We start from the raw sequence: 14185 nt of genomic DNA, 5'->3' as shown, positions 1-14185 counted from the left end.
GGTCCCCCTTAAGACCACTCATCTCGGTGTGCGCTCTGTATCGAGAGCGAAGTTGATCGGCAGGAACACTCACGCCTCGCCAGCCTCCAACGCATTGTTCGACGTTCATCTGACGTATTTAGGCTCTCCGCATGTTCGCTTTGGGCCTAAAGCCAACCTCGGGCCATGAACTTACGTCCTGGGCAGCAGCATCGGCTGGCGAATGCCATACATCAAGCTGCGCCATAACCACTCGATAGGGCCGAATCTGAAGTGGCGGAGCCACCATGCGCTGAGAATGATCTGGGCGATGTAGACCGCGAGACCCAGCATGAAAGTCAGCGCCGCTCCCAAGTGGCCAAACCAGCCAAGGCCGTAGCCATAGAACAGCCATCCAAAAAGCAGTGACTGGCTTATGTAGTTGGTGAAGGCCATTCGGCCCAGAGGTGCGAATATCCCAAGCATCGTGCGTGCCTGCGTGAGCCCCAGCAGCAAGAGCAACACGCTTGCGTATCCCCATGCCAGGGCAACGGGGCCTAATGGCTCAATCAACGCCAACCAGGGTTGATAGTCGGCAGGCACGAGATCGCGTCCTGTGCTGTCCGTGAATGTCAGGGCTGCACCCAGTAAGAGGCCAACCACTGCAGTGCGGACGAGCAAGCGCTTGTGCGCGGCGGGATGGCGAAGCATGCCGCTGCGCCAGACGAGGATGCCGATGAGGAAGAGTGCGAGTGTCCTGGGTGCAATATAGACAAGAAGACGCAGGACCATGGGTATCTCCTGCAGCCGGAAACGCAGCACATCCGCGTAGCCACCGTCGGCATACACATGGTTGGCGTTCGTTACTTGTTGTTGAAGGAAGGCGGTCGTTGGCCAGTAGCTCGGTGGCAAGAGCAGCGAGAGGCCGGCAAAGAGCGCGAACAAACCCAATGCCGTCACGACGAGAATGCGGTTGGGGAGATAGAGGAATGGAATGGCCAGCATCCCGATGAGCGCGTACTCCGTAAGAATGTCGCCGTTCCATATAAGACACATATGGACGAGGCCGAAGACCAGCAGTACCGCGACACGACGAACAAGCAACGACAACCGGGCCTGGCTTGCCTCCAGGTGCTCAAACTGGATGGCCATCCCGACACCGAACAAGAGTGAGAACAGCGAGATCGCCTTCAGCTCCAGCGCCGAGCTGACGAACGTATCCGCGATGCGGTCGATCAGCGGCATCGCCGGATCAGGCGGAAGAAACTGCTGGAAAAGAGAGACGCGAAACTCGGTCATCAGATTGACCATGAGCACGCCAAACAGCGCCAGCCCGCGAAGAACATCGATGGCTTGAACACGCGCCGTAGGACTGACCGGAGCGGAGTGCTCGGTCGTCGAAGCATCATTCACGATCACAGCGGCTTGCTGCATGAGAGCGCCTTTGCGCGGAGCAGCCAATGACGATGGCGGGCGGATGATGCGCGGGTCATGCCGAACCCGCAAGCCTCCAGTGCGCAGGTTCTTGCGAGTTTTTCTTCGAAATGGGTCGGACATTCGCGCTGATTCGCGCGCCGCTTGACGAGATCGTGTGCGGAATCTTGCAGCCAACCCGAATCGTGATGCTCATGGCGCAAGCACGTGGCGCGATCTGCTAGCATCCCGCGCCGAAAGCGATTCCGACGATTGTGCAAGGTCGGACGAGTGGGGCCATCGAAGCCGACAGGGGGCGATTCGTGATGGCTGGGGAAGTGGATGTTGCTGCGGATGTCGTTGATGCGGACGAGCGCAACGTTTCCTTGCGCGACGTGGTTTGGCCCATCGTGGAGATGGCGCCCTTCGCGGAGCGTGATGACGCGTCGCTCACCGGGTCGATGCCTGCGCGCAACATCGGACCATTGTCGACCGGAGTCGTAGCATTCACGCGTCAGCGCGAACATCGCGACGGACATGGCGCGAGGCGGAGCGAAACCGGCCACTATCTTCTGCAGCTTCTGACCACTGACTCGTTGCAAGCCGGTGTCGATGAACAGGCGCCCGGCGCGGGCGTGGGCGACATCTGCATCTTCGATCTTTCACAGACGCCGCAACGCCAGGCCGAGGCGGGATCGATGCTGTCGATGGCGATGCCGCGACAGGCGCTCGAAAAAGCCATCGGCTCGAGCAACCTGCACGGCGTCGTGCTCAAGGCGAATGGGGCCATGACGCCGCTACTCGCCTCCATGTTGCGAGGCGTGAGTTCGCTCGGCGCGCCGTTGCACGACTCGCAGGCCACGGCGGTGCAGGAGGCGGTGGTCACGTTGCTGTCGGCCGCATTGAAAGATGACATGCACGGTGGCGTCGACGGCAGGTCGCTGCTCGGTGCCGGGCTGCGCCAGCGCATCGTCGAGTTCATCACGCACAACGTCCATCTGCTGGAGTTGTCGCCCGATTTTCTCTGCCGCCGTTTCAAGGTGTCGCGTGCCCACCTGTATCGCGCTTTCGCCAGTGATGGCGGCGTGGCGAAGGTGCTACGCGACATACGGCTGGACGCGGCCTTTCGCGAGCTAACGGGAGCCGTGCGAACGACGCGTTCGATCACGGAGATCGCATACAGCCTCGGCTTTTCCAGCAGCAATCAACTGCTGCGGAGTTTTCGGACGCGCTTCGGCATGACGCCGAGCGCAGCGAGGACGAACGAGCAGGGTTAAACAGTGCTGGTTTTGCGCACGCGCCGGGTGCATGTCGCCAGCGACGTCGAATGCATTTGCGTTTGAAAAGAGACGCTACGCCGAGCGAAAAGAGACGTCACGCCGATTTCCTGTCGCATCGGTTGCATACGCTTGCGCCGAGCTTTCCTAAAAGACGCCGCAGGCACGGTACAGGGGATCGATCCACGCGTGTCAGCGGGCCATCGGCCGGAGAACCCCCTCCGGCTCAGGGGCTGTGCCAATACCGACGTTTCCCATGGATTTGAATCGATTCATCTCCGATGGCTGCCTCGTGCGTCCGCGCGCGCGTCGGCGTGCGCGCCGTTGTCGCGGCACCACGGCATGGGCCCGGCTTCTCGTCTATCGGCGCGCGGCGCGCCACCGAACCACAGGCCTGGATTCGGCCTGATATACGGCGGCCAACGCACCGCCAACAACAACTGCATTCGATTGCACATCGACAGGGGAACGTGATGAACCGTGTATTCCGCATCGTCTGGTCCAAGGCGCTCAACGCGTGGGTGGTGGCTTCCGAACTCACCGGCAAGCACGGCAAGGGACGCGGATGTGCCGCGTCGTCGACTATCGACGAACGGTCATCACCGGCTCGCGCCTCGCACGGTGCGTGGACGTTGCGCCTCGGTGTGCTGATGGGACTGGCGTCACTGTATGCGACGCCGACGCTGGCAGCCGATAAGTACTGGGACGTCAATGGCGGTTCGGCGGGCAGTGGCGGCGTGGGCGTGTGGGATACCACGTTGGCCAACTGGAACGCTGCTTCCGACGGCGTCGCCGGGCCCTTCACCGTGTGGAACAACACGTCGCTCGACAACGCCATCTTCGCGGGTACGGCGGCCACGGTGACGCTGGGTACGAACGTCACGGCCAACTCGGTCATCTTCAACGTCACGGGCTATACGTTAAAGAACGGCACGCTCACCCTGGCCGGCCCCACGCCCAGCATCTCGGGTGCAGGCACGATTCTCTCGGTGATCGCCGGCAACGCAGGCCTCGCCAAGAATGGAGCGGGACTCTTGACGCTGGGCGGAGCCAACACGTTCACCGGTGGCATCACCGTCAATGCCGGCACCTTGGCGGTGACCAGCGATGCCAACCTCGGCAATGCGGGCAACGGCATCACGTTGGCGAGTGGCACCGGGCTCACCGCCACCGTGCCGACGGACGGCTCCGGCTCGGCGCTGGCGGCCAGTCGCGTGGTAACGGTGCTCGGCAGCAGCACCATCGCGGGCAATGGCGTCGGCACGGCGCGATTCACCGGCATCGGCAGTCTGAATCTCGGCAGTGGCGTCACCCTGGCCAACAATGCCAACGATTACACCGGCACCACTTCGTTCAATACGGGTGGCAACTACGGTTTCACCTCCGTTGGCAACCTGGGCGAGGTCAGTTCGCTCGGCGCCCCGACCACGCAGGCGAACGGCATCATCACCGTGGCCTCGGGTGGTGGCCTCAACGGCAACCTGTATTACACCGGTGATGGCGACGTATCCAATCGCGACTGGCGGTTCGTCAACGGCGGCACGTCGCTGATCAACCAAGGCGTGGTGGGCAACGTGCTGGACCTGAGCGGCAACATCGCCGTGGGGGGCGGATCGGGCACGCAGGCGTTCAGCGCCCTCAACGGTGATTTCAACTTGCGAGGTGTCATCAGCAACACCGGGACGGGCGAGATCTTCTACACCGGTAACGCGGGGCGGAACATCACGGTGCTGGGGGCCAACACCTACAGTGGTCCGGTCGGCATCACCAACATCAACCTGTATGCATCGTCGTTGGCGGACGCAGGCACCGCCAGCTCGTTTGGTATCGGCACGCTCGGCAACATCAATCTGAGCAATGCCAAGCTGTATTACACGGGAACCAGCGCGGCATCGACCAATCGCACGTACACCTTCCTGGGCGCCAACACCATCGCCAACAATGGCCAGGGAGCGCTCTCGTTCACCGGCGTCGGCGCCTTCAGCGCAACCGGCACCAACTCGCTCACGCTGGGCGGCACGTACACCGGTACCAATACGGATTCCGGCACCATCAGCGGCAACGGCAGCGTCGTGATCAACGGCAGCGGTAGCTGGGTGTTCAGCGGCAACAACACCTATGCGGGTACCACGACCGTCACGGCCGGCACATTGACCGCGGGCAGCACCAATGCCTTCGGTGCATCGACCGGGTTGATTGTCAATGGCGGCTTGCTCGATCTCAACAACCTGGCCATCACGGCGCCCTCGCTGGCGGGCACGGGTGGCACGGTGAATTTTGGCAGTGGTTCGCTCACGCTCAATGCCGCCTCAGGCAGCACCTCGTACGCGGGCAGCATCGGCGGCACCGGCAGCCTCACCAAACTGGGTGCAGGCATGCAGACACTCACCGGCGCCAATACGTATACCGGCGCCACCACCATTGGCGCCGGCACGCTGGCGTTGAATTTCGCGGCTACGGGTGCGCCGGCCAGCAACATCATCAATAGTGCTTCCGCGCTCGATCTCGATGGTGGCACGCTGTCCGTCACGGGCAAGGCCGGTGCCAGCGCGCAGGCATTCAACGGCCTCGATATCACTGGCGGCAACAACCGCATCAGCGCCACCGCGGGCAGCGGCGGCACGCTGGGGCTCTCGCTGGGCGCGATCAACCGCAGCAGCGGCCTGGTCGATTTCGCGTTCAACACCGGCACCACCATCACCACCACCAATGCCGATGGCGCGCTCGGTGGCTGGGCCACGGTGAACTCGTCGGACTACGCGCAGGTGACCGGCGGCATGATCACCGCGTTCACCAATTACGCGGACAAGGACGATGCGAGCACCTGGCAGAGCGGCGACATCGTCAGCGACGAGGGCGGCAACGCCAACACGCCGTACTTTGGCACCGTGAACGGCAACGTCGCGCTGGGCGGCATGAAGGTGGCCGCCGCGGCGACCTCCATCGTGACCGTGGGTACCGGCAATACGCTGAGCATCGACGGCAGCATCATCGTGTCGCCCACGGCGGGCAGCGCAACGGAGACGATCCAGGGTGGCTCGCTGACGGGTGGTGCTGCCGGCAGCCCCCTGGGCGTGCTGCAGAATAGCTCGGGCAATTTCAACATCAGCTCCACCATCGTCGACGACGGCGGCGCCACCAGCTTCGCCGTGAACGGTCTGGGCACGGGCGCAGTGACGCTCTTTGGCGCCAATACGTATACCGGCGCGACGACGGTGAGCGGCACCACGCTGGGCTTCAATAGCGTCGCCAACGGCGGCAGTGCGAGCGCCATCGGCGCCTCGTCCAATGATCCCTCCAACCTCGTGCTGGAGAACGGCACGCTGCATTACACCGGCGCGACCAACGGCACCGATCGCGGCTTCACCCTGGTCGATGGTGGCCCGTCGCGCACAATCCAGGTGGACGGCACCACCGATCTGACTTTCAGCGGCGTAGTGACCAGTCCTGACGATGCGGGCTTCACCAAGACCGGCGCCGGCACCTTGACGCTATCCAACGCCGCTAATGATTTCATTGGTCCGGTCGTCGTGAGCGGCGGCTTGTTGTCGACTGGCACACTGGCCAATGGCGGTGTTGACAGTGGCATCGGCGCAGGCAGCAATGCCTCTAGCAGTCTGGTGCTTCAGAGCGGTGGTGGCCTGGAATACACGGGCGCCGATGTGTCGACCAATCGCGGCTTCACGCTCGCCTCGGGCCAGGCCCATGTCTCCGTCGATCAGGCGACCACCACACTGACTGACAGCGGCGCCGTCGTCGGCAGTGGCGCGTTGAACAAGGACGGCGACGGCACGCTGGTGTTGGCCGGCGCCAACACCTATAGCGGTGGCACGACCATCACGGACGGCACCTTGCGCGCCGGCTCCTCCACGGCGTTCGGTGCCAATGGCCAGATGACGGTCAACGCCGGCGCCACACTGGATGCAGCCACGTTTCCGGTCAGCATCGGTGCGTTGAACGGCGCGGGCAGCGTCACGCTCGGTACGGGCAGCGGGTTGACGATCAACGGCAATGGTGTGTGGGCAGGCTCCATCAGCGGTGTGGGTGGTGTAACCATCGGCAGCGGGCGCACGCAGATCATGACCGGCTGCGGCAACAGCTATACCGGCGCCACCGTCATCCTCTCGAGCACGCTCAGCACCGATTGCCTGGCCAATGGCGGCCAGCCCAGCGGTATCGGCGCGTCGAGCAATGCGGCGTCCAACTTCCAGCTGGGCGGCACGTTCATCTATACGGGTACCAGCGTTTCCATCGACCGTGGCATCCAGCTGATCGCCAACTCCGCGATCAACGTGAGCAATGCCGGTACCACGTTGGGTATCAGCGGACCGATCGTGAACAACGGTCAGATCCAAAAACAGGGCGCGGGCACGCTGGTGCTGAGCGGCAGCAACACCAACGTCGTTGGCACCTACGTGCGCGGCGGCATCCTGCGCGCCGGCGCCACCAACGCGTTCGGCAGCGGCTATCTGGTGACGGACAACGTCGCCGGCTTGTCGGTGGACCTTAACGGCTTCAATACGCAGGCGAGCTATCTGGCTGGCGGCGGCACCGCAGGTGGCAACATCAATCTGGGCAGCGCCACGTTGACGGTCACCAGCGGAAGCGGCGTGGCCTCTACCGCAACCTACGCCGGTGCCATCGCGGGCACGGGAAGCTTCGCCAAGACGGGTGCGAACATCGAATATCTCAGCGGTGGCGCCAGCACCTATACCGGCACCACCACCATCGGCACTCTCAATGTCAACGGCACCACGGCGCTCGTCGGCGGCACGCTGCAGGTGAATGTGCTCGCCGATGGTGGCACGACCAGTTCTATCGGCGCATCGAGCAATGCCGCCAGCAATCTCGTGCTCAACAACGGCACGCTGCAGTATTTGGGTGCGGGCAACACCACCGATCGCCTGTTCACACTGGGGCCGTCGAGTGCGCTGGATGCGTCCGGCGCGGGTGCGCTGCAGTTCACCAATACCGGTGCAGTCGCTTTCAGCGGTGCCGCCAACTCGGCGCAGACCGTCACGCTCACCGGCACCAGCACCGCCAACAACAGCTTGGCGTTGCAGATCACCAACAACGGCACGGGCAATACCTCGGTCAACAAGACCGGCACCGGCACGTGGATCCTGCGCAACGCGGCCAGCACGTACGGCGGCGTCACCACCATCACGGGTGGCGTGCTCGGCGTGGACCATCTCACCAACGGCGGCCAGGCCAGCAGCATCGGCGCGTCGTCGAATGCTGCGACCAACCTGGTGATCGGCAGTGGTGCGACCCTGCGCTACACCGGCGCCGGCGACACCACCGATCGGTTGTTCACCTTGTCGGCTGGCACCAGCGTGATCGAGTCGTCCGGCACCGGCGCCATCGTGTTCAGCAACACCGGTCCGGCGGCGTATGCCGGCAGCGGCAACCGCACCTTGGGCCTGGGTGGCACCAACACCGGCAACAACACCATGGGCGGTTCCATTGTCGATGGCACGGGTGGCGTGACCACCGTGGGCAAGAATGATGCGGGCACCTGGTTGCTGACCGGCAACAACACCTACACCGGCAACACCGTGGTCAACGCGGGCCTGTTGCAGATCGGCAATGGCGGCACCACGGGCGCCATCGCGAGTCCTACCGTCATCGTCGACACGGCGGGCACGCTGGGCTTCGACCGCTCCGACACGATGACGCTGAGCGGCACCATCTCCGGCGCGGGCGACGTGGTGCAGTCGGGCACCGGCACCACGGTGCTCACCGCGACCAACGTCTACACCGGCGGCACGACGATCACCGCGGGCACGCTGCAGTTGGGCAATGGCGGCGCCAACGGTTCCATCGTGGGCGACGTGACCGACAATGGCACGCTGTCGTTCAATCGTTCGGACGTCTATACGTTTGGCGGACTCGCCTCCGGCACGGGCGGCGTGAACCAGTTCGGCAGCGGTACCACCGTGCTCACTGGCACGAACAGCTACGCGGGCACGACAAACGTGCAGGCCGGCACGCTGTTGATCGACGGCAACCAGTCTGCCGCCACCGGTGGGACCACTGTGCAGAGCGGCGCCGCGCTCGGCGGTGTCGGCACCATCGGTGGCAACGTGACGGTGGCAAACGGCGGCGCACTCAACCCAGGCGATGCCAGTGCAGCGGGCACGCTGACCATCAACGGCGGCCTGGCGCTGGGCGCCACCTCGTCGTTGAACTACCAGTTCGGCCAGCCCAACGTGGTGGGCGGCGCGCTCAACGACCTCACCGTGGTGCATGGCAATCTCGGTTTGAATGGCACGCTCAATGTGTCGGCCACGCCGGGCGGCAGCTTCGGCCCGGGCCTGTATCGCATCATCAGTTACGACGGCACGCTGAGCGGCAATGGCCTCACCTTGGGCACGACGCCGGCGGGCACGTATCAGGTGCAGACGTCCGTGGCCAATCAGGTGAACCTGCTCAACAGCAGCGGGCTCACGCTGAACTTCTGGGACGGCCCCAATGGCCACGCGAACAACACCATCGACGGTGGCGCCGGTGTCTGGCAGGCCAGTGCCGGCAACAGCAACTGGGCCGATCAGACGGGCCAGTTCAACGCGCCGTATACCGATGGCGAGTTCGCCATCTTCATGGGCGTGCGGGGCACGGTCACCGTGGACAACACCGCGGGCGCGGTGACGAGCTCCGGCATGCAGTTTGCGGTGGATGGCTATACCGTCACCGGCAGCTCGATCACCCTCGCCACCGGACAGGATGTGATCCGTGTCGGCGACGGCACTGCTGCCGGCGCCAGCATGACGGCGACCATCGGCGCGCAGATGACCGGCACCAACGTGCAACTGGTGAAGGAAGACCTCGGCACGTTGGTGCTCACCAACAGCAACCCCTTCACTGGCAGCCTGGCCATCAATGGCGGCGTGGTGCAGGTATCGAACAATTCCTTCCTCGGCGGTGCCGCGGCCACGCTCAGCTTCGACGGCGGTACGTTGCGCAACACGGCTGCGTTCTCGCTTGCACGCACCACCACGATCAACCAGGGCGGCGCAACGTTCGATACGCAGGCTGACCTGAGTGCGCCTCGCGTCATCTCCGGCGCCGGTGCACTCACCAAGATCGGTGCTGGCGCGCTGACGCTGAGCGGCACCAACACCTACGCCGGTGGTACCACCATCGACGCGGGCAGCATCATCGTTTCCAGCGATGCGAATCTCGGCAACGCGAGCGGCGCACTCACCTTCAATAGCGGCGCGCTGGAGAACAGTGCATCCTTCACTTCCAGCCGCACCATCACATTGAACAATCCGGGCGGTAGCTTGCTGACCGATGCCGACCTCACGCTCACCGGCGCCATCGTCGGCGCGGGCTCGCTGACCAAGGGAGGCAATGCCGGGCTCGTGCTCACCGCGGACAACACGTACACCGGCGGCACGACGATTGCCGCTGGCGCATTGCAGCTTGGCAATGGCGGCACCACGGGCTCGATCCTCGGCAACATCACCAACAACGGCACGCTGGTGTTCGATCGTTCCGACACGCTCGCTTTCACGGGCGCCATCTCCGGTAGCGGCGCGCTGGAACAGCAGGGCAGCGGAATCACCGTGCTCAGCGCCGCCAACAGTTACACCGGTCCGACGGCCGTGCGCGCGGGCAGCCTGATCATCAACGGCGACCAGTCCGCGGCCACGGGTGTCACCTCGGTCGACAGCGGCGGCACGCTCGGCGGCAAGGGCGTTATCGGCGGCGACGTGAGCATCGCCGACGGCGGCACGCTCAGCCCGGGTGATGTCGGCAGCGCACCGGGAACGCTGACGGTGAAGGGCAGCGTGGCGTTGAGCGGCGCGTCCAATCTCAGCATCAACCTGGGCCAGGCAAACGTCGTGGGCGGTCCGCTCAATGATCTGGTGCAGGTCAATGGCGACCTCACGCTCGACGGCACGCTCAACGTCTCGGTGTCCTCGGGCGGTACGTTCGACCCGGGCATCTACCGCATCATCGGCTACACCGGCGCGCTCACCGACAACGGCCTCACCATCGGCTCGGTGCCGTCGCCGGATTACTTCCTGCAGACCTCGATTGCGCAGCAGGTGAACCTGGTCAACACGAATGGTTTGTCGGTGAACTTCTGGGACGGCAACGGCGCGCGCGGCGATGGCCAGGTGCAGGGCGGCGACGGCGTGTGGCAGGGCAGCACGGGCAACGACAACTGGACCTTGCTCGACGGCTCCATCAATGCGCCGTACCAGGACAGCAGCTTTGCCGTGTTCGCCGGCGCGGCCGGTACGGTGACCGTCGATGCGACCACGCAGGGTGCCGTCAACAGCGACGGCATGCAGTTCGCCACCGACGGCTATCGCGTGGAAGGTGACGCCATCGCGCTGGTCGGCACGGCGCCGGTGATCCGCGTGGGCGACGGCACCACGGCCGGCGCGGGCATGACGGCGACGATCGCCTCCGTGCTCACCGGCAGCAACGGCATGACCAAGTCCGATCTCGGCACGCTGGTGCTGGCGGGCAACAACAGCTACACCGGCGGCACCACGATCAGCGGCGGCACGCTGCAGCTCGGTGAGGGCGGTGCGAGCGGCTCGATCGTGGGCGACGTGGTCGACAATGGCACACTGGCGTTCGATCGTTCGGACGTCCAAACGTTTGGCGGCGCCATTTCCGGCACCGGCGGCGTGACGCAGATGGGCAGCGGTACCACCACGCTCTCCAGCAACAACACGTATACCGGCGCCACCACGGTGTCGGGCGGCACCTTGCTTGTCGACGGCGACCAGTCCGCCGCCACGGGTGCAACGACGGTGCAGAACGGCGGCACGCTGGGCGGCTCGGGCATCATCGGCGGCGACGTGACGGTGGCCAACGGCGGCACGCTCAGCCCCGGCAACTCGCCGGGCACGCTGACCGTCAACGGCAACCTCACGCTCAACGCAGGCGCCACGCTCGACTATCAGCTGGGCCAGGCCGGCACGGTGGGCGGCAGCCTCAACGATCTCACCGTCGTGCACGGCAACCTCACGCTGGATGGCACGCTCAACGTGTCCACCACGCCGGGCGGCACCTTCGGCGCGGGCGTGTATCGCTTGTTCAACTACGACGGCACGCTCACCGACAACGGTCTGGCGATCGGCAGCACGCCGAGCACCAACGTGTTCGTGCAGACCTCGCTCGCCAACCAGGTGAACCTGGTGAACACCGATGGCCTGACGTTGAGCTTCTGGGACGGCCCCGGCCACGCGAACGACGGTGCGATCACTGGCGGCACCGGCACCTGGCGCCTAGCCGACAACGACTACTGGACCGACGCCACCGGTGCGCTCAACGCGCCGTACAGCAACGGCACGTTCGCGGTGTTCGGCGGCACCGGCGGCACGGTGACGGTGGACAACACGAACGGGCAGGTGACTGCCTCGGGCATGCAGTTCCAGAGCGACGGTTATCGCCTCACCGGCGGCAGCATTGCGCTGGCGGGCGGCGCCGCCACCATCCGCGTGGGCGATGGCACCGCGGCTGGCGCAGGCATGACGGCCACCATCGACTCCGTGATTACCGGTGGCGCGATGCTGGTGAAGGATGACCTCGGCACGCTGGTGCTCAACGGCGCGAACACCTACATCGGCGGCACCACGATACAAGCCGGTACGTTGCAGATCGCCAACGACGGCAACCTCGGCCTCGCTTCGGGCAGCCTCTCGATCAACGACGCGACGCTGCACACCACCGGCACGATGCAGACCAACCGCACCGTCGGTCTGGGCGGAGCGGCCACCATCGACACCGACAACGGCACCACGCTCACGATCAGCAATGGCCTGCAGGGTTCGGGCAGCCTCACCAAGACCGGTGACGGCACATTGGAGCTCGGCGGTGCATCGACGTACGCGGGCGATACCACCGTTGCGGCGGGCACCTTGAGTGCGGCAGTGGCGAATGCGTTTAATGCATCGTCCGCAACGACTGTGCAAAGCGGCGCCACGCTCGATCTCGGCGGCTTCGCGCAACGTACCGGCGCACTCACCAACGCAGGCAGCGTGAACTTCGGCCGCGCACCGGGCACCACGCTCACGGTGCAGGGCGATTACGTCGGCCAGGGCGGCATGTTGAACATCAACAGCGCACTGGGTGGCGACAACTCAGCTACCGACATGCTGGTAGTGACGGGCAATACCTCAGGCAACACGACGGTGCAGGTGACCAACGTAGGCGGTGCGGGTGCGGCCACCACGCAGGGCATCAAGATCATCGACGTGCAGGGCGCATCGAATGGCACGTTCGCGTTGAAGGGCGACTACGTGTTCCAGGGCCAGCAGGCGGTGGTTGCCGGTGCCTACGCGTATCGCTTGTACAAGGACGGCGTCAATGGACCGGATGGTGACTGGTACCTGCGTTCGGCGTTGACGGATCCGCCGACGGATCCCGGCAACCCGACCGGCCCGACCAATCCGGGCAATCCCACCGGCGGCGGTGGCACGCCGCTGTACCAGCCGGGCGTGCCGCTGTACGAAGCCTATGCCGGCATCCTGCAGCAGGCCAACACGTTGGACACGCTGGTGCAGCGCACGGGCGATCGCCAGTGGGCCGATGGTCAGCCCAGCGATGCGATGACGCCGGGCGAAGGCGTGTGGACGCGCGTGCAAGGCGGCGATCACACCATCAAGCCCGAATCCAGCACCACTGGCACCAACTACGACATCTCGGACTGGAAATCGGAAGTGGGCCTGGATGCGACGCTGTCCGACAACGGCTCGGGCAAGCTGGTCGGCAGCGCGTCGCTGCACTACGACCACTACAACTCCGACGTGAGTTCGGCTTATGGCGATGGCCGCATCAACACTCGCGCCTATGGCGTGGGCGCCGCGTTGACCTGGTACGCCAACAACGGCCTCTATGTGGATGGCCAGTTGCGCTGGATGCATCTCGATTCGGACCTGCACTCCAACACGCTGGGCATGGCCGAGAACGACAACAAGGCCGCTGGCTACGCTGCGGGCGTGGAAGTGGGCCAGCGCTTCCGCCTGAGCGATGCGTGGTCCATCGTGCCGCAAGCGCAGGTGACCTGGGGCAACGTCTCGTTCGACGGCTTCAACGACGCGTTCGGTGCGCGCGTGTCGCAGCAGAGCGGCACCGCCGCCGCGGCGCGCGGAGGCGCGGCCATCGACTACCTGAGCACGCATTCGGGCGACTCGGGTCCGGTCGTCACGCACGTGTACGCCATCGCCAACGTCTACGACAACTTCAAGGACACGGCGCAGGTGAACGTGGCCGGCACCGACTTCAGCACGCGCAACGAGCGCTGGTGGGGCGGCTTCGGCCTTGGCGGTTCGCTGGATTGGGCCGGTGGCCGCTATTCGGTGTATGGCGAAGTGCAGGCGCAGACCGGGCTGTCGCACTTCGGCGATTCGCATGCGGTGAACGGTACGCTCGGCTTCCGCATGCGTTGGTAATGGATCGCCGCATCGAGTCCACATCACCGGTGCGGGCTCGATGCGCGGTGCGAACCTGGCTTCGGCTTTCGTCGCACGCCGTTTGGCCATCCATGGGAATATGGATAGAACACTTCG

The 14185-nt window shown here is 64.9% G+C and carries 3 protein-coding genes; 2 read left to right on the top strand and 1 reads right to left on the bottom strand.

Annotation, left to right across the window (positions count from 1 at the left end; translation table 11 throughout):
- Nucleotides 1–171: 171 nt before the first annotated feature.
- Nucleotides 172–1392, bottom strand: coding sequence for a DUF418 domain-containing protein (locus ABIC75_RS16090; protein WP_354014905.1), 1221 nt, complete (start codon nucleotides 1390–1392; stop codon nucleotides 172–174).
- Between the two features lie 305 nt (nucleotides 1393–1697).
- On the opposite strand from ABIC75_RS16090, the gene ABIC75_RS16085 reads away from it, so the two are divergent.
- Together ABIC75_RS16085 and ABIC75_RS16080 are read left to right on the top strand one after the other, a co-directional pair.
- Nucleotides 1698–2648, top strand: coding sequence for a helix-turn-helix domain-containing protein (locus ABIC75_RS16085; RefSeq protein WP_354015293.1), 951 nt, complete (start codon nucleotides 1698–1700; stop codon nucleotides 2646–2648).
- Nucleotides 2649–3121: 473 nt separating this feature from the next.
- Nucleotides 3122–14068 carry an autotransporter-associated beta strand repeat-containing protein gene (locus ABIC75_RS16080; protein ID WP_354014904.1) on the top strand — a complete coding sequence of 3649 codons (10947 nt, stop codon included), beginning with the start codon at nucleotides 3122–3124 and terminating at the stop codon, nucleotides 14066–14068.
- Nucleotides 14069–14185: the final 117 nt, after the last annotated feature.

Source organism: Dyella japonica, from assembly GCF_040545895.1.
Taxonomy (GTDB): Bacteria; Pseudomonadota; Gammaproteobacteria; order Xanthomonadales; family Rhodanobacteraceae; genus Dyella; species Dyella japonica_D.
This window is presented reverse-complemented; position numbering and strand designations above follow the sequence as displayed.

Excerpts from the sequence above, each read along its gene's own strand:
- ABIC75_RS16080 (WP_354014904.1), top strand. The coding sequence starts at position 3,122 with ATGAACCGTGTATTCCGCATCGTCTGGTCCAAGGCGCTCAACGCGTGG.
- ABIC75_RS16090 (WP_354014905.1), bottom strand. The coding sequence starts at position 1,392 with ATGCAGCAAGCCGCTGTGATCGTGAATGATGCTTCGACGACCGAGCAC.
- ABIC75_RS16085 (WP_354015293.1), top strand. The coding sequence starts at position 1,698 with ATGGCTGGGGAAGTGGATGTTGCTGCGGATGTCGTTGATGCGGACGAG.